Raw genomic sequence first — 16,747 nt, 5'->3', positions numbered from 1 at the left:
CACCATGAATGACGATCTCCAGCACCACGCGCTGCGCTTCCTGACCGCCGGCTCCGTCGACGACGGCAAGAGCACGCTGATCGGCCGCCTGCTGTACGACAGCCGCGCGATCCTGGCCGACCAGCTCGACGCGCTGGAGAAGCGCGCCGCCGGCAGCGCGATCGATCTGTCGCTGCTGACCGACGGGCTCGAGGCCGAACGCGAACAGGGCATCACGATCGACGTGGCCTACCGCTACTTCGCCACGCGCCAGCGCAAGTTCATCATTGCCGACGCGCCGGGTCACGAGCAGTACACCCGCAACATGGTCACCGCCGCCGCCGGCAGCGACGCAGCGGTGGTGCTGGTCGACATCACCAAGCTCGACTGGCGCTCGAAGCCGGTGCAGCTGCTCCCGCAGACGCGCCGCCACTCGCTGCTCGCGCAGCTGCTGCGCGTGCCGAGCATCGTGTTCGCGATCAACAAGCTCGACGCGATCGACGCCGACGCCGAGGAGGCCTTCGGCGCAGTGAGCGAGGCTCTGAACCAGTTCGCCGGCCAGGCCGGCATCGTGCCGGCAGGCATCGTGCCGGTCTCGGCGCTGCGCGGCGACAACGCCACGGTGCGTTCGGCCGTCTGGCATTGGTACAGCGGCCCCACGTTGCTGGAGCTGCTGCACACGCTGCCAGCCACCGACGAACGCCACGACGGCGCACTGCTGATCCCGGTGCAATACGTCGCCAAGCAGGGCGAACAGGGCACCGGCCATCAGCCGCGCACGGCGTGGGGTCGCATCGCCCACGGCAGCGTGCGCGCCGGCGACACGGTGCAGGTGTTCCCGAGCGGCCAGACCGCCGTCGTGGCCGAGGTGCGCCATGCCGGCGCGGTGGTCGATGCCTGCGAAGCCGGTCAGTCGGCGGGCCTGGTGCTCGACCGCCAGCTCGACATCTCGCGCGGCGACTGGATCGCCAGTGCCGCGCCGCTGCAGACGACGCAGCAATTCGCCGCCACGCTGGCCTGGCTCGACACCGAGCCGGCGCAGGTCGGCCGCAAGTACTGGCTGCGCCACGGGCATCGCTGGGTGCAGGCGCGCATCACGGCCATCGACAGCCGGCGCGACATCCATACGCTGGAAGACACCGACGCGCACGAACTCGCCGTCAACGAGATCGGCCAGGTGCAGATCGAGGCGCAGGCGCCGCTGCCGGTGGAGGCCTATGTGGCCAACCGCATCGGCGGTGCGCTGATCATCGTCGACCCGGCCAGCAACCGCACCAGCGGCGCGCTGCTGGTCTCAGCGGCGGCCTGACGTGGCCGATGTTATGGACAACGGCCTCCCGCCCGTCGTCTTCATCGGGGCCGGCCCGGGTGCAGCGGACCTGATCACCGTGCGCGGCGCGCGCCGCCTGGCTGCGGCCGAAGTGGTGCTGTTCGACGCGCTCACCGATCCGGCCCTGCGCGAACTGGCGCCGCAGGCGCGCTGGGTCGACGTCGGCAAGCGCGGCTTCTGCCATGCGACCGGCCAGACACGCATCAACGCCCTGCTGGTCAAGTTCGCCAGCCAGGGCCTGCGCGTCGTGCGTCTCAAGGGCGGCGACCCCAGCGTGTTCGGCCGCCTGGAGGAGGAGCTGCTGGCGCTGGCGGCCGAAGGGCTGACGGCGGAGGTGGTGCCCGGCGTCACTGCCGCCATTGCCGCTGCGGCGGCAATGCAACGCCCCTTGACGCGCCGCGGCAGCGGCCGCAGCGTCAGCCTCAGCACGGCCATGACGCGTGCCGGCGAGTTGCTGGCGACCCGCAGCGCCGACACGGAAGTGTTCTACATGGCGGGACGCCAGCTCGCCGCGCTGGCCCGCCGCCTGCGAGATGCCGGCTGGCCGGCGGAGACCCCGGTCTGCGTGGTCTCGCGCGCCGGCTGTACCGACCAGTTGAGCAGCGATCATCGGGTCGCCACGCTGGCGGAAGCCAGCGTGCTGCACAGCGGCCGACCCGCCGTGGTGACGGTCGGTGTCGGGGCCGCGGCCCTGCCGCATGTCGCCGCGCGGCAGGCCCTGCGGACGCGAGACCCCGCCTGCGTCCCGGCAACCCGTTCCGTGAAAACCCCGAACCCTTAAAATCGTGTGCTTTGCGTCGTTCGACGCCGTCCCTCACCCACCCCGAACCGCCATGACCCACGTCGTCACCGAAGCCTGCATCCGCTGCAAATACACCGACTGCGTCGACGTCTGCCCGGTGGATTGCTTCCGCGAAGGCCCGAATTTCCTGGTGATCGACCCCGACGAGTGCATCGACTGCGCGGTCTGCATCCCCGAGTGCCCGGTCAATGCGATCCTGCCCGAGGAAGACGTGCCCGGCGACCAGCAGCAGTTCATCGCGATCAACGTCGAGCTGTCGAAGAAGTGGCCGAGCATCACGAAGCGCAAGACCGCCCTGCCCGATGCCGACGACTGGAAAGACCGTACCGACAAGCTCGGCGAACTGATCCGCTGACCGAATCCACCTTGCCTTTCCTCATGGACCCGCAAATCAACCCCGCCATCACCGCCACCGCGAACAGCCACGACGGCCCGATCGAGACCGACGCGGTCATCGTCGGTGCCGGCCCGGTCGGCTTGTTCCAGGTGTTCGAGCTCGGCCTGCTCGAGATCAAGGCCCACATCATCGACTCGCTCGCCTACCCGGGCGGTCAGTGCATCGAGCTCTATCCGGACAAGCCGATCTACGACATTCCCGCGGTGCCGGTGTGCACCGGCAAGGAACTCACCGACAACCTGCTCAAGCAGATCGAGCCCTTCGGTGCCACCTTCCACCTGGGCCAGGAAGTCACGCTGGTGAACAAGCGCGACGACGGTCGCTTCGACCTCGAGACCAGCAAGGGCACGCGCTTCATCACCAAGACCATCTTCATCGCCGGCGGTGTGGGCTCGTTCCAGCCGCGGCTGCTGAAGGTCGACGGGCTCGACCAGTTCGACGGCAGTCAGCTGCACTATCGCGTGCGCAACCCGAGCGCCTTCGCCGGCAAGAACCTGGTGATCGTGGGCGGCGGTGATTCGGCGCTCGACTGGACGCTGAACTTCGTCCAGGACGGCCCGAACAAGGCCGAGAGCGTGATCCTCGTGCACCGCCGCGACGGCTTCAAGGCCGCTCCAGCCTCGGTCGCGAAGATGAAGGAGCTGTGCGACGCCTACGAGATGCAGTTCATCGTCGGCCAAGTCACTGGTTTCGAAGCGACCGAGGGCCAGCTCCGCAGCGTGAAGGTGACCGGCGGCGACGGCGTGACCCGCGTGGTGCCGCTCGACATGCTGCTGGTGTTCTTCGGCCTGAGCCCCAAGCTGGGCCCGATCGCCGAGTGGGGCCTGAACATCGAGCGCAAGCAGGTCGTGGTCGACACCGAGAAGTTCGAGACCAATGTCCCGGGCATCTTCGCGGTCGGCGACATCAACGTCTACCCGGGCAAGAAGAAGCTCATCCTCTCGGGCTTCCACGAGGCTGCGCTCGCCGCTTTCGGCGCCGCGCCCTACATCTTCCCCGAGAAGCGCATCCACCTGCAGTACACCACCACCAGCCCGAAGCTCCACAAGGTGCTGGGCGTGGAAACGCCGGTGTTCGACTGAGCGCGGCACGTCGCGTCGTGAACGGAGCCCGCCGCGTGCGGGCTCCTTCTTTTTGGGCGTGCGCGCTACAGCCGGTGATCCGCACGTCATAATCCGTACGTGTCGCGCAGCACCGCGCGACACCAGCTAGGGGTGTTGACCCGCTCTCGCAAGAGGCCCGGGCTCGACTGAGAAAGTCCCTTCGAACCTGATTGAGGTAATCCTCGCGCAGGGAAGCGATCTTCGGTGTGCCTCGCCCCGCCCTGCGGGTGCGTCCACCTTGCGGAACCGCCGCCCTGCCGTCGCATTGGAAGCACGATGGCAACGTCTCGACCGTTCACTCTCACCCACGTGGCACTCGCCACGCTGGCCAGCACCGCAACTGCCCAGGCGGCAGACGACACGGCGACGTCCCTGCCCACGGTCAGCATCTCGGCGCCCCGCGAAAGCAACCGCGCCGAACTCACCGGCTTCGGCGACATCCCGCTGACGCGCAGTCCGCTGCAGGCGCGCGTGATCGGCGAGGAGCAACTCAAGGACACGGGCGCGCAGAACCTGCGCGCGCTGACCAGCCAGGACGCCAGCGTCAGCGACGCCTACAACAGCGTGGGCTACTGGGACTCGCTCACGGTGCGCGGCTATGTGCTCGACCAGCGCTACAACTACCGCCGCGACGGGCTGCCGATCAACGCCGAGACCGCCATCGCCCTGGACAACAAGGCGCGCATCGAACTGTTGAAGGGCACCAGCGGCATCCAGGCCGGCACCAGCGCGCCGGGCGGCTTGGCGAACCTGGTCGTCAAGCGGCCCGATGCCGACGTGCGCAGCGCCACGCTGGCCTGGCGCGGCGCGAACAGCGTGCTCGGCGCGGTGGATCTGGCCACCCGCTTCGGCAACGACCGGGCCTTCGGCGTGCGCGTCAACGTTGCGGCCGAGCACCTCGACCCCGAACTGCGTGCCGCGAAGGGCAAGCGCCACCTGTTCGCGCTGGCGGGCGACTGGCGCCCCACGCCCGACACCCTGATCGAGGCTGAAGTCGAGACCAGCCGCCGCTCGCAGCCCAGCCAGCCGGCCTTCAGCCTGCTCGGCGATCGCGTGCCCAGTGCGAACCGCATCGATCCGCGCATCAACCTGAACAACCAGCCGTGGTCTCAGCCGGTGGTACTGGAAGGACAGACCGCCAGCCTGCGCCTGACGCAGCGCTTGAACGCCGACTGGAGCGCCAAGGCGCACTACGGCACACAGCGGCTCCACACGGACGACCGCCTGGCCTTCCCCTACGGCTGTGACGCCGAGGGCAACTATGACCGCTACTGCAGCGACGGCAGCTTCGACCTCTACGACTTCCGCAGCGAGAACGAGCGCCGCGTCACCAACGCGCTCGATCTGTCGCTGCAGGGCCGGTTCGCCACCGCGGGCTTGGCTCACCAGCTGACCGCCGGGGTGCTGTTCTCGCGCTTCAAGGCGCGTTTCGAGCAGCAGATCTACACCTACGCCGGCGTGGGCAGCATCGACGGCAGCGCCGTCACGCCGCCAGGGCCCGCGATCCTGAGCGACAACACGGATCGCACGGAGCGCAACACCGAGCTCTACCTGCGCGACGTGATCCAGCTCACCCCCGCCCTCAGCACCTGGCTCGGCCTGCGCCACACGCGCCTGCACCGCAACGCCGTCACCACCTCGAACACCGAAGCCACCGGCTACGGCCAGCACGTCACCACGCCGTGGATCGCGTTCAATTACGAGTGGCGGCCCGGGCTGATGAGCTACGTGAGCTGGGGCCAGGGCATCGAATCGCAGGTTGTGCCGAACCGGCCGCTCAGCTACAGCAACCCCGGGCAAGCGCTTCCCGCGCTGAAGAGCCGGCAACTGGAGGTCGGCGTCAAGGGTCGCACCGACGCACTGGACTGGAACCTGACCGCCTTCGACATCGACCGGCCGGTCTACGCACGCGATGACAGCGTGGTACCGGGCCCGCTTCGATCCGATGGCAGCGCACGGCACCGCGGCCTGGAAGCCGGCATCGAGGCCCGAACGGGGGCGTGGACATGGGTCGCCAGCGCGATGCTGCTGCATGCCGAGCGAACCGACAGCGCCGACCCTGCGGTCGATGGGCAGCGCCCGCCCAACGTGCCCGAGCGCGTGTTCAAGCTGCAGACCCAGTACGCGGTGGCCGGCCTGGCCGGGCTGAGCCTGCAGGGCGGCATCGTCGCCGAGAGCGACCGCACGCTGCTGCCGGACGACGGCGCGACGCGCATCCCCGGCTGGGCACGCGTCGACCTGGGAGCGCGCTACGCCCAGAAGATCGACACACGCACGCTGGTGTGGCGCATCGGCGTCGACAACGTCCTCGACCGACGCGCCTGGCAGGAATCGCCCTACCAGTTCGAGCACGCCTACCTCTACCCCATGGCACCGCGCACCTGGCGCGTCTCGCTCAGCGCGGACTTGTGAGCGCGACAGCGAAACCGCTATAATCTGCGGCTCAATTCCTCGATAGCTCAGTCGGTAGAGCGCCGGACTGTTAATCCGTAGGTCCCTGGTTCGAGCCCAGGTCGGGGAGCCAAGAAAAGCAAGGCCTCGCACGCAAGTGCGGGGCTTTTTGCTTTGCAGGGCTGGTCAGCGCCGCTTCGGCTGCGCCGCCACTTCCCTGAGGTTCACGGCAATCTCGAAGACGTGGATCGGGTTGCCGTCCGGATCGCGCCCCTTGGGTTCGATCGCGCGCACGTTCTCGATCTCGAATCCGCGTTCGTCGCGCAGCGTGAAGCCGCCCTGTCGGCCTGACTCGAGGGTCAGTGTCCATGTTCTTATCGTCATGGGGTCTCCCCGCTATTCGAACCGTCCCGCTCCATCATAGGAGCGGCCCGAGACTGGGCGCGCAGCCGCCCCGCACATCGGGGAGCGGGCTTCCCCGCACTGCGACTAAGCTCGCTCCCTGGTCCCTGAAGCTGCGCCGCGCTGTGATCCCGGTCCTACGGCACGGCGCCGTCCTGTCCGACAGACGAGGCCGGCACCAGGGGCAAGACTCTGCAGCGGCGTCCGTCATGCGGCGCCGCGTTCCGAATCGCTCGTCCTCCACGGCAGCCGACACCGAGATTCCCTGATGGACCGACTGGCTCTTCCCTTGGGCACCCGCTTCGGCGAGATGGAGATCGTCCGGGTCCTGGCGGTCGGCGGCTTCGGCATCGTCTACCTCGCCCGCGACCATGCGCTGGATCGAGATGTAGCGATCAAGGAGTTCCTGCCCTCTCACCTGGTCTGTCGTGGCGAGGGCTGTGAGGTCACGGTGCGCTCCCTCACCCACGCCACCACGTTCGCGCTCGCGCTGGAGTCCTTCGTCGACGAGGCCAAGCTGCTCGCCAGGTTCTCGCATCCAGCGATGGTCAAGGTCCACAGCAGCTGGAAGGCCAACGGCACGGCCTACATGGCCATGCCCTATCTTCGCGGACCCACACTGTGGGAGCTGCGGCGCTCGATGACGCAAGCGCCCACCGAGATCTGGCTGCGCTCGATCGTCGACCCGCTGCTCGAGGCCTTGCAGCTGCTGCATGCCGAGCGCATCTACCACCGCGACGTCGCGCCCGACAACGTGATCCTGACGGGCGCCGGCCTGCCGGTATTGCTCGACTTCGGCGCCGCGCGCCGACTGATCGGCGATCGCACGCAACTCCTCACCGCCGTGGTCAAGCCGCACTACGCGCCGATCGAGCAGTACGCCGAAGCGACGCGGCTTCGCCAAGGCCCCTGGACCGACCTCTACGCCCTCTCGGCGCTGGTCACCTTTCTGCTGGAAGGCAAGCCGCCGCCCGCGTCGACAGCGCGCTCGATCCACGACGACATGCACCGGCTCGCCGAGCGCCCGTTTCCCGGCCTCTCGCACGGCTTCCTTTCGGCCATCGACTGGGGTCTGTCCGTCCGGCCCGAAGACCGCCCGCAGGACGTGGCGACGTTCCGCCGCGCACTGGAGGGCACCACGGCACCGCGTGCCTCGCACCGCGCGCAGGAACTGGTGGTCACGGCAGAGCCCCCCCGGCCTCTGCGAGCCCCACCCGCGGCGGTGGCCGGGCTGCCGTCCGTGGCGCCTCGAAGCACGCTGCAGCACTCTCGCCCCTGGTTCAGGCCCTCTCTGGCCAGCCTGAGCGTGCTGCTTCCGCTCGCGATGCTGTGGCCCTTGAGTTCGAACGAGAACAGCGAGCGAGTGAGCGCTGCCGCCGGGTCACCGGTCGTGGCCGCGGCAGCGCCGACCACGCTGCGCACCGAGTCGCCGCCGGCGACGGTTGACACTCCCACCCCAGCATCGACAGGACCCACGGCCGAGGACTCCCGGCCCGCCGTCTCACCGCCGAAGAACGCTGACGCGAAGCTCACCGAGACAGCCGCGAAACCGCCGCAGAGTCCCAAGCGCAGCAGCCGGTCGCGGGTCGTCGCGGCCGGCCCGACCGAACTCTGTGCCGACCGCAATTTCTTCGTGAGGCCCTTCTGCGTTCACCGGCGGTGCGAGGAGGCTCGCTTCACGAACCGCCTGGAGTGCCGGCAGCTCCGCGAAGCGGCCGAGACCCGACGCTTCTGACCGACCGGCGCCGATGTCGCCGCGTCACCCCGAACACGGGGTTGTCGACGGGAGGCGCGAGCGAGACCATGAAGGCTCTGCAACCTCCCCAGTGCCCGACATGGACACACCTGATCCTCTCAAGCCTTCGTCGCTGCCCGCTCACCGGACACTCGATGCACGCGAGGCGCTCTGGGCCGACCTGGTGCAGGATCTGACGGAGCTTCACGCGCGACTCGAGTACCTGCGGCTGCTGCTGAAGCTCGGGGTCGGTGGCGTTCAGCACTGACCTCCAGGGGACTTGTCCAGGCCCCGCGCCGGACGATCGCTCAGTCAACCGACGAGGAGCGAGACGAGCCCGAACAGCACGGCGGCCGTCGCCATGGTGCAGACGACGCGGCGACGGCGTATCGCGCTCACGATCGTGACCACCGGGTAGCGCCGGTCATAGCCGCGCCGGCCGTAGGGATCGGGCGCATCACGGAAACCCTTGCTTGCCCGCTCCCGAGTGGGCAGGCTGACGCTGGTGTCGAGTTCGTGAATCCAGGCCGCGGTGTCGACGGACGCGGCGCCACCGACCCGCGCCCCGGTGAACCAGGTTCCTGTCTCCGCCTCCGCCAGTGCAGCGGGGACCGTATCGGCAAAGTCCAACTCGGATTGCGACGTCTTCACGCTCCGATTCTGTCGGCCCGGCCGTCGGCGAGAACACCGCACGCCCCCGCAGGTGAAGGATGACGTCACCGCGGGGACGGCCCTGGTTCAGGGGGATAGCGCCGCGTCGCCGCGGCCCCCCGGCGTTCAGAAGCGGTAGCCGACGCCGATGCCGATCAGCATGGGATCGAGCTTGACCTTGCTCACGCGCACACCGGCGCCCGTGCGGACGTCCGATTCGATCCAGGCCTTCTTGATGTCGAAGTTCAGCGACCACGGACCGTCGAGCTTGAAGTCGACGCCGGCCTGCAGCGCGGGACCGACGCTGCTGCTGTCGAGGTAGAGCGGCAACACGCCCGGCACCGAGAGCTTCACGCGAGAGATGTGCGTGTAGTTGATCCCTGCGCCGACGTAGGGACGGATGCCCCCGTCCGGCAGGAAGTGCCATTGCAGCAGCAGCGATGGCGGCAACGCGTAGAACGAGCCGGCATTGAAGGCGCCGATGGCGCTGTCGTTCACCTTCACGTCCAGCTTGGTGTAGGCCAGCACCAGTTCGGCTGCGATGTTCTTGTTGAAGAAGTAGCTGATGTCGAGTTCGGGCACCCAGCGGCTGTCGACCTCGACCGCGTTGGAAGGAACCGCCAGCGACGGAATCGCGTCGGACTTGTTGTCCGGATCGATGAGCAGCGCGCGAGCGCGGATCATCCAGGGGCCTTCTTCGGCATGCAGCGCGGCGCCCGACAGCAGGCAGGTTGCAGCCAGGGCAATGCGCCCCATCTTCTGGATCGTCTTCACGGTCTTGGTCTCCTTGTTATCCACCGTTGCAGAGGCCACGGATCGGTGGATCTCCCATGGCACGACCCCGTCAGGCGCACGAGGCGTGCCAGAGACCGCCGGTGCCGCAGAGCGCACGCCTCCCGATCCGCAGGCAATGGAATCAAGGGCTTACGGGTCCGGGCCACGGGTGCCACGGCCGGTGACTCAGTGCATCGCCCTACAAGCGCGCTGTACTTCAAAAGGCGCCAAGCGCTCACGCGGCTTGCATCCCCTGCACGCTGAGGCGCATCAACCCTGCCGCAGGGTGGAACTCCGCGCTGCCCTCAGAATCGCACCGCTTCCCGATACAGCCCCGGAGACTCGGCAACGTGCCCCAACCGTTCGGTCCCCTGTTCGTCGCGGCACTCGCCTCGGCCGCCCTCCTCCTCGGCGGCGCGGCGCACGCGGCTGCGGTGCGCACCGACCACGTCACGGCCGAACTGGTGGCCGAGCGCGGTGCGGTGGCAGCCGGTCAGACGCTCAGGATCGGACTGAAGCTCCAGCACATCCCGCATTGGCACACCTACTGGCGCAACCCGGGCGATTCGGGCCTGCCCACGACGCTGAGCTGGACGCTGCCGCCCGGCAGCCGGATGGGCGAGATCGAATGGCCAGCGCCCGAACGCCTGCCGATCGGCCCGCTGGTCAACTACGGCTACGAAGGCGAGGTGCTGCTCCCGCTGCAGTACACGGCACCGCCCGATGCCAGGCCGGGCGACACGCTGAGGCTGCAGGCCCAGGCACGCTGGCTGGTGTGCAACGACGTCTGCATCCCCGAACAGGCGACGCTCGATCTGCGGTTGCCGGTGGCCGAGGCAGCGGCCGCCGACAACGCCGCACCCGCCGCGCACGCGGCACTGTTCGCGCAGGCAGCGGCGGCGCAGGCGGGGCCCCTCTCGGCGTGGACCGCGGAGGTTCAGCAGGCCGGACGAGACCTGCTGCTGACGCTCGAACCGGCAGGCGGCGACTTGCCCGCCGATGCACCGGAGGTTCATGTCTTCCCGTATGCGGAACAGTTGTTGGAACCCGCAAGCCATGCGCTCTATCGCGGCCCGCGCGGCTATGCCTTGAAGCTGAAGCTGCTGGAGGGCGCAACGGTGCCGGCCCGACTCGACGGCATCGCCGTTGCGCAGGCCGCCCCCGGCGCCTCGGGGACCGCCGTCTGGGGCGGCCCGCAACGCTCGGTCGAGTTCAGCGCACCGTTGCGTCCCGTCGCGACGATCACCGTCCCCGCCGGCGCGCGCGCCGCGGCCGAGGATCGGGGCCCCGCCTCGCTGCGCGGCAGCGCCCCTGTGGGCCTGCTGGCGGCATTGGGCCTGGCCTTCCTGGGCGGCATGCTGCTGAACCTGATGCCCTGCGTGTTCCCGGTGCTGTCGATCAAGCTGCTCGGCCTCGCGCGGCAGGAGGGAGACGCCCGCCGCCTGCGAATGCACGCGCTGGCGTACGGCGTGGGCGTGGTGTGCAGCTTCGTCGCGCTCGCTGCAGCGCTGCTCGCACTGCGTGCGGCCGGCAGCGCCGTGGGCTGGGGCTTCCAGCTGCAGGAGCCCGGCGTGGTGTTCGCGCTGGCGCTGCTGTTCTTCTTGCTCGGGCTCAACCTGGCCGGCCAGTTCGAATTCGGCCTTCTGATGCCGCAAGGGCTGGCGCAATGGCGCGCACAGCGACCAGCGGTGGACGCCTTCGGATCCGGCGTGCTCGCGGTCGTGGCGGCGAGCCCGTGCACGGCGCCGTTCATGGGCGCGGCCCTCGGCTACGCCATCGCGCAACCGCCGGCCCAGGCATTGGGCGTGTTCGCGGCGCTCGGACTCGGCATGGCCTGGCCCTATGTGCTGCTGGTGCTGCGGCCGGGCTGGCGCGCGCGGTTGCCGCGGCCCGGGCCCTGGATGCTGAGGCTCAAGCAAGGCTTGGCGTTCCCGATGTTCGCCACCGTCGTGTGGCTGCTGTGGGTGCTGGGCCAGCAAGCCGGCATCGACGGCAGCACGCGCGCGCTGGTGGCGCTGGTCGGCCTGGCTTTCGGGCTGTGGCTGGCGAGTGTGTGGCGCGGCGTGGCGGCGCGCGCGGGAGTGACCGTGCTGCTGGTCGCCGTGCTGGCCTGGGGGTGGCCGGTATCCGAGCGGGCGGCCTCACCGCAGGCCGGTAACGGCACGGCGTCGAACGCCGGCTCGCCCCACACGGCCTGGCAAGCCTATGACGAGGCCGCCATCGACGCGCATCTGGCGCAGGGCCGGGCCGTCTTCGTCGACTTCACCGCCGCCTGGTGCGTGAGCTGCCAGGTCAACAAGCGGCTCGTGCTGCACACCGATGAAACCCTGCAGGCCTTCACCCGCTCCAACGTGGCGCTGATGCGCGCCGACTGGACCCACCGCGACGAGCGCATCACCGCCGCGCTCGGCCGGCTCGGTCGCAACGGCGTGCCCGTCTATGTGCTGATGCGCCCCGGCCGCGAGCCGCTGCTGCTGCCGGAGATCCTCACCGGAGGTCTCGTGCGCGAGGCCTTGTCGACCCTGTAGTTCCGAAGGAGATGACGATGCGAGCCTTTTCGAACAACCGCCGACGTTTCACGCTCTCGGCCGCGGCGGTCATCGCACTGCCGACCGCCCTGACGGCGCTGCCCGGTGCCGCGCTGGCCGTGAGCATCGGCGAGGCGGCTCCGGACTTCGAGCTGAAGGACACCCATGGCAAGACCGTGAAGCTCGCCGACTTCAAGGGCCGGCACGTGGTGCTCGAGTGGACCAATCCGGGCTGTCCCTTCGTGCAGAAGCACTACAGCTCGCAGAACATGCAGAGCCTCCAGAAGGAGTTCGTCGGTCGCAACGTGGCGTGGCTGAGCATCAGCTCCACCGCACGGGGCGCCACCGACTACCTCGAGCCCGCAGCGCTGCAGGCCAAGTACCAGGGCTGGGGCGCGGCACCCACGGCGCTGCTGATGGACGATGCGGGCGGCGTCGGCAAGGCCTACGGCGCCAAGACCACGCCGCACATGTACGTCATCGATCCGGGCGGCAAGCTCATCTATGCGGGCGGCATCGACGACAAGCGCTCCGCCGACCCGGCCGACGTGAAGGGCGCACGGAACTTCGTCAAGGCCGCCCTGACCGAGTCGCTGGCCGGCAAGGCGGTGAGCACCGGCACCGCGACGCCCTACGGCTGCAGCGTCAAGTACGCCAGCTGATCGCACGCCGCGGCTGCATCGCGCAGTCGCTCGCTGCCGTAGCCGCGCAGGCGGGGCACTGACCGACTTCGCGACGAGCCTCGCTCCGACATCGCCGGCGCCGCGGGCCGCCTACCGTGAGGTCCTTCGACACTCCCGGAGCATCCCATGACCCTCGGTACCCTCCTGCTGATCGTCCTGATCCTCATCCTGATCGGCGCGATCCCGAACTGGCCCCACAGCCGGAACTGGGGTTATGGCCCCAGCGGCGGCGTCGGGTTGGTGCTGTTGATCGTCATCGTGCTGCTGCTGATGGGCCGGATATGACGCGGCCATGAACCGCGCCGCACGCCTCACAGCGTGAAGGGCCGTTGCCGCAGGAAGGTCGCGGCCGGTCCCAGCACGAACAGGTTGGGTGTCTGGCTCGCCGGCATGCCGGCCTTGATCCTCGCGTGGAAGCCGGCGTAATTGCCCTCGAACTTGCCCTGGTTCCAGACGCGCAGCAGCTGCTCGGTGAACGCACCGTTGTGCTCGCCGTCGAGCGAGCTCTGGTTGTCCTGGCAACCCGACACCAGGATGACCGCGGCCTTCAGCCGGGCCGCCAGTGCCGTGAGTCGCGGACTGACCGCCAGTTGCGCCAGCGCAGCATCGGGCTCCACCGGCCGACCGCCGCTGGCGCGAGCCACGTCGCGCTGCAGTTTGTCGTAGAACGCCTGGTGGTCGCGGTAGGTCCGCCGCGCGATCGCCGGCGGCATCATGCGCGAGCGCGGCATCGGCACGCCACCGGGCGCGGGCGATGTCGCACGCGTCACGGTGCCGCTGTGGCAACTGTCGGAAAGCACCAGCACGCGCACGCCCTTCGCGAAGCGACCCAACTCGGCATAGAGCTCGTCGTCGATCAGCTGCCCGTCGTACAGGCACCAGGTCTCGTCGAGCTTGTCGCTTTCCTCACCGGTCACATCGTCCACCTGGCCGCCGTGACCGGAGTAGGTCAGGAAAAACAGGTCGCCGCTCTTCAGCGCCTTCGCCGCGGCTCGGATGCGGGCGAGCAACGCCGCGCGGGTGGCCTTCCTCGTCAGCAGTACCGTCGGCTTGAGGCCCTGAGCGCGTGCCAGCGCCGCCATGTCCTCGGCGTCGAACTCGCAGGCGCTGAGCTCGCCGGTCCAGCCGCCGTAGTGCGTGCCACTGACCAGATTGAGACCGGCGTGCAGCGACAGTCCCTTGCGCTTGATCGTCTTCGTGGCCATGAACGCCCCCTTGCTCCGACAGGAAGGACCGCATCGTAGGCAGTGAGGTGACTCGGCAGCACACCTAGCTTGACGGCGGCGCGTCAGAATCCCGGGGAACCGACTTGCCTTGCCGCCCCCCGTGGACACGAACCCCAGTCAATTGATCCAGACCGTGCTGCTGTGCGGACTGGCCCTCGGCATCGCCTTCGGCGCCCTCGCCCAGGCCACGCGCTTCTGCACCATGGGTGCGATCGCCGACGTGGTGAACTTCGGTGACGCGACCCGGCTGCGCACCTGGGTCTGGGCCGCGCTGGTGGCGCTGGTCGGCACGCAGGCGCTGATCGGGCTGGGCGGCGTGGACCTGAGCGCGTCCATCTACACCGGTCGACGCCTGAGCTGGCTGGCGCAGGGCCTGGGCGGGCTGGCCTTCGGCTTCGGCATGGTGCTGGCTTCGGGCTGCGCCTCGCGGGCCCTGGTGCGCGCCGGTGGCGGCAGCCTGAAGGCCCTGGTGGTTCTACTGGTCGTCGGCTTCGCGGCGCAGATGACGCTGCGCGGCGCGTTCGCGCTGCCGCGCGTCGAATGGCTGGACCCGGTCGGGCCGCTGCTGGCCGGCCCGCAGGATCTGCCCTCGTGGCTGTCTCGCGTTGTCGACCTGCCGCTGCCGTGGCTGCGCGCCGCGCTGTGCGTGCTGCTGGCAGTGCCGCTGCTGCTCTGGCTGCGGCGGAGCCGTGACTTCCTGCAACCGGGACCGCTGCTCGGCGGTCTGGCCATCGGCGCGCTGATCGTCGCGGCATGGTTCGTCACGGGCTCGCTCGGTCACCTGAGCGAACACCCCGAAACCCTGGAGCCGGCCTGGCTCGCCACCCACTCTCGCCGCCCGGAAGCGCTGAGCTTCGTCGCGCCCACGGCCTACACGCTGGATCTGCTGACGCTGTGGTCCGACCGCGGCACGGTGCTGAGCTTCGGCATCACGACCGTGCTGGGCACCCTGCTCGGCGCCGCCGCCACCGCCCTGCTGCGACGGGAGTTCCGCTGGGAGGGCTTTCGCGACGTGCGCGACACCGCCCAGCATCTGGTCGGTGCAGTGCTGATGGGCGTGGGCGGCGTCACGGCGCTGGGCTGCTCGATCGGCCAGGGACTCAGCGGGCTGTCGCTGCTGTCGGCCGGCTCGTTCATCGCGGTGGCCGGCATCGTCGCCGGTGCCGTGGCGGCGCTGCGCTACCAGGCCTGGGTCATCGAGCGCGAGGCCTGAGCTCAGGCGCGCAGCGGCTCCTGCCACCACGTGGCATGCCAATGCCGCAGCAGTGCGAGGTCGATGCGCGCGGCGCGCGCGCCCTTTAGGTGCGGCGACGGCGCCGCCGGGTGGTCCAGGTCGTCGCAGACAGCGAGCGCGCCCTCGAAGGCGTGGCTCGCGAAATTCAGGCTGCGCGTCACCAGCGTCGCGATACCGGCGGCGCGGGCCGCGGCCAGTCCGTTCGGCGAATCCTCGATCGCGAGCGTCTCGTCGGCGTCGAGTTGCAGCGCATCCAGGCATCGCAGGTAGACCTGCGGGTCGGGCTTCTTCACCGGCGCGTCCTCGCCGCAGACGATGGCCGCGAAGCGTGTGGGCCAGTTCGTGCCGAGCTGCGCGCCCAGCAAGGCCTCCAGGTTCACGCGCGACGTGGTTGTGGCAATGGCCAGCTGCACCCCGCTCGCCGTGGCCTCGTTCATCAGCCGCAGCACGCCGGGGCGCAGCGCGATCGCGCCGCGCTCCACGAGCTGGCCGTAGCGGCGGTTCTTCTCGGCATGCAGTGCCGCGGCCAGACGGTCGCGCTCGGCCGCGCCGGCAGGAGCGTCGGCCTGCGTGGTCATGTCGTGCAGCAGGCGCTCGCGTCCCCCGGTCACGCGCAGCAGCTCGGTGTAGCGTTCGACGCTCCATCGCCACGGCAGGCCGAGCGCCTCGAAGGCTTCGTTGAACGCGACGAGATGACCGTCGCGTTCGGTCTCGGCCATGGTGCCATCCACATCCCACAGCAAGGCGGCCAGCATCAGCGTCTCCCGTTCGTGAATCGTTGCGTCACATCATGCCGGCAGCGGCCCCAGCACGGCGTCCACCTCGTCGGCGATCGCCGGCAGGTTGGGAAACAGCCGGTCCGGGTTGGAATCCTCGATCGGCACCCCCGCGTTGTAGCCGTGCGGCACCGCCCAGGCCCGCACGCCGGCGTTGCGTGCGCTCTCGACGTCGATCGACGAGTCGCCCACATGGGCCGCCTCGTCGGCGCTGACGCCGTGGTGGCGCAGCACATGGGCCAGGACGCCGTTGTGCGGCTTCTTGACCGGCAGCGTGTCGCCGCCGATCAGCATGCTGAAGTAGCCGTCGAGCCGCGTCACCGCCAGCACGCGCTCGGCATGACGCTGCTCCTTGTTGGTCACGCACACCAGCCGCACGCCCTGGTCGCGCAGGCGTTCGAGCGTCGCGACACAGCCCGGGTACGGTTTGCCGAAGCAGCCCGCCGTCTCGGCGTAGTGGTGCTCGAAGCGCTCCAGCACCGCGTCGGCCTGCACCCGCTCCGACAGCGCCGGCTGCTCCAGCATCACGCGCGCCAGCAGCTTGAGCATCAGCTCGCGCGTGCCGCGGCCGATCAGGTTGGTGATCTCGGCCTGCGGCCGGCGCTCGATGCCGACGTCGTCGAAGGCGCGGTGCACGGCCTCGGCGATCTCGGCGGCGGTGTCGACCAGGGTGCCGTCGAGGTCGAAGCTCACGAGACGGATCGTCATGTTGTTCCTTGGTTCAGGGGTCGACGCA

17 protein-coding genes and 1 tRNA gene are annotated in these 16,747 nt (G+C 69.5%); 12 read left to right on the top strand and 6 right to left on the bottom strand.

Annotated features, from left to right (window positions below; genetic code table 11):
- The first annotated feature begins 4 nt into the window (after positions 1 to 4).
- The 6 genes from MPE_RS07560 to MPE_RS07535 all read left to right on the top strand — a co-directional run bounded on the left by MPE_RS07560 (position 5) and on the right by MPE_RS07535 (position 6,135).
- Positions 5 to 1,288, top strand: a complete 1,284-nt coding sequence (locus MPE_RS07560) for a sulfate adenylyltransferase subunit 1 (RefSeq protein WP_011829098.1) — start codon at positions 5 to 7, stop codon at positions 1,286 to 1,288.
- Positions 1,289 to 1,301: 13 nt separating this feature from the next.
- Positions 1,302 to 2,090 carry a uroporphyrinogen-III C-methyltransferase gene (gene cobA / locus MPE_RS07555; protein WP_011829097.1) on the top strand — a complete coding sequence of 263 codons (789 nt, stop codon included), beginning with the start codon at positions 1,302 to 1,304 and terminating at the stop codon, positions 2,088 to 2,090.
- A gap of 52 nt (positions 2,091 to 2,142) precedes the next feature.
- Positions 2,143 to 2,466, top strand: coding sequence for a ferredoxin FdxA (gene fdxA / locus MPE_RS07550; protein ID WP_011829096.1), 324 nt, complete (start codon positions 2,143 to 2,145; stop codon positions 2,464 to 2,466).
- A gap of 23 nt (positions 2,467 to 2,489) precedes the next feature.
- On the top strand, positions 2,490 to 3,590 hold the full coding sequence (locus MPE_RS07545) for an NAD(P)/FAD-dependent oxidoreductase (protein WP_011829095.1): 1,101 nt from the start codon (positions 2,490 to 2,492) through the stop codon (positions 3,588 to 3,590).
- Positions 3,591 to 3,887: 297 nt separating this feature from the next.
- Positions 3,888 to 6,023, top strand: coding sequence for a TonB-dependent siderophore receptor (locus MPE_RS07540; RefSeq protein ID WP_011829094.1), 2,136 nt, complete (start codon positions 3,888 to 3,890; stop codon positions 6,021 to 6,023).
- A gap of 36 nt (positions 6,024 to 6,059) precedes the next feature.
- Positions 6,060 to 6,135 (top strand) — tRNA-Asn (locus MPE_RS07535).
- Positions 6,136 to 6,188: 53 nt separating this feature from the next.
- On the opposite strand, the gene MPE_RS07530 is transcribed toward MPE_RS07535, so the two are convergent.
- On the bottom strand, positions 6,189 to 6,386 hold the full coding sequence (locus tag MPE_RS07530) for a hypothetical protein (protein WP_011829093.1): 198 nt from the start codon (positions 6,384 to 6,386) through the stop codon (positions 6,189 to 6,191).
- A 286-nt stretch (positions 6,387 to 6,672) separates the two neighbouring features.
- Between MPE_RS07530 and MPE_RS22715 the strand changes: the two genes are divergently transcribed.
- On the top strand, positions 6,673 to 8,139 hold the full coding sequence (locus MPE_RS22715) for a serine/threonine protein kinase (protein WP_011829092.1): 1,467 nt from the start codon (positions 6,673 to 6,675) through the stop codon (positions 8,137 to 8,139).
- 100 nt (positions 8,140 to 8,239) lie between these two features.
- Entirely contained in the window at positions 8,240 to 8,407 is a 168-nt protein-coding gene (locus MPE_RS24430; RefSeq protein WP_162833819.1) for a hypothetical protein, read from the top strand.
- A gap of 44 nt (positions 8,408 to 8,451) precedes the next feature.
- On the opposite strand, the gene MPE_RS07520 is transcribed toward MPE_RS24430, so the two are convergent.
- Both MPE_RS07520 and MPE_RS07515 read right to left on the bottom strand, forming a co-directional pair.
- The gene (locus MPE_RS07520) at positions 8,452 to 8,790 is read right to left on the bottom strand and encodes a hypothetical protein (RefSeq protein WP_036231765.1); all 339 of its coding nucleotides are present in this window, start codon (positions 8,788 to 8,790) and stop codon (positions 8,452 to 8,454) included.
- Between the two features lie 126 nt (positions 8,791 to 8,916).
- A complete protein-coding gene (locus tag MPE_RS07515) occupies positions 8,917 to 9,546 on the bottom strand; it encodes an OmpW/AlkL family protein (RefSeq protein ID WP_041930006.1) in 630 nt (209 codons plus the stop codon).
- Between the two features lie 368 nt (positions 9,547 to 9,914).
- Here MPE_RS07515 and MPE_RS07510 point away from each other — a divergent pair, with 368 nt between their 5' ends.
- The 3 genes from MPE_RS07510 to MPE_RS23240 all read left to right on the top strand — a co-directional run bounded on the left by MPE_RS07510 (position 9,915) and on the right by MPE_RS23240 (position 13,060).
- Entirely contained in the window at positions 9,915 to 12,092 is a 2,178-nt protein-coding gene (locus MPE_RS07510; protein ID WP_011829088.1) for a protein-disulfide reductase DsbD family protein, read from the top strand.
- 17 nt (positions 12,093 to 12,109) lie between these two features.
- Positions 12,110 to 12,754, top strand: coding sequence for a thioredoxin family protein (locus MPE_RS07505; protein ID WP_011829087.1), 645 nt, complete (start codon positions 12,110 to 12,112; stop codon positions 12,752 to 12,754).
- Between the two features lie 147 nt (positions 12,755 to 12,901).
- Complete coding sequence (locus MPE_RS23240; RefSeq protein WP_011829086.1) at positions 12,902 to 13,060, top strand: DUF3309 family protein; 159 nt, start codon at positions 12,902 to 12,904, stop codon at positions 13,058 to 13,060.
- Between the two features lie 26 nt (positions 13,061 to 13,086).
- Here the strand turns inward: MPE_RS23240 and MPE_RS07495 are convergent, their stop codons facing one another.
- Positions 13,087 to 13,980, bottom strand: a complete 894-nt coding sequence (locus MPE_RS07495) for a caspase family protein (RefSeq protein WP_011829085.1) — start codon at positions 13,978 to 13,980, stop codon at positions 13,087 to 13,089.
- A 121-nt stretch (positions 13,981 to 14,101) separates the two neighbouring features.
- Here MPE_RS07495 and MPE_RS07490 point away from each other — a divergent pair, with 121 nt between their 5' ends.
- Entirely contained in the window at positions 14,102 to 15,214 is a 1,113-nt protein-coding gene (locus MPE_RS07490; protein ID WP_237706378.1) for a YeeE/YedE family protein, read from the top strand.
- 2 nt (positions 15,215 to 15,216) lie between these two features.
- Here the strand turns inward: MPE_RS07490 and MPE_RS07485 are convergent, their stop codons facing one another.
- Together MPE_RS07485 and MPE_RS07480 are read right to left on the bottom strand one after the other, a co-directional pair.
- Complete coding sequence (locus MPE_RS07485; protein WP_011829083.1) at positions 15,217 to 15,990, bottom strand: HAD-IA family hydrolase; 774 nt, start codon at positions 15,988 to 15,990, stop codon at positions 15,217 to 15,219.
- Between the two features lie 33 nt (positions 15,991 to 16,023).
- Entirely contained in the window at positions 16,024 to 16,719 is a 696-nt protein-coding gene (locus tag MPE_RS07480; protein WP_011829082.1) for an HAD-IA family hydrolase, read from the bottom strand.
- Positions 16,720 to 16,747 lie beyond the last annotated feature (28 nt).

This window comes from Methylibium petroleiphilum PM1 (genome assembly GCF_000015725.1).
Taxonomy (GTDB): Bacteria; Pseudomonadota; Gammaproteobacteria; order Burkholderiales; family Burkholderiaceae_C; genus Methylibium; species Methylibium petroleiphilum.
This window is presented reverse-complemented; position numbering and strand designations above follow the sequence as displayed.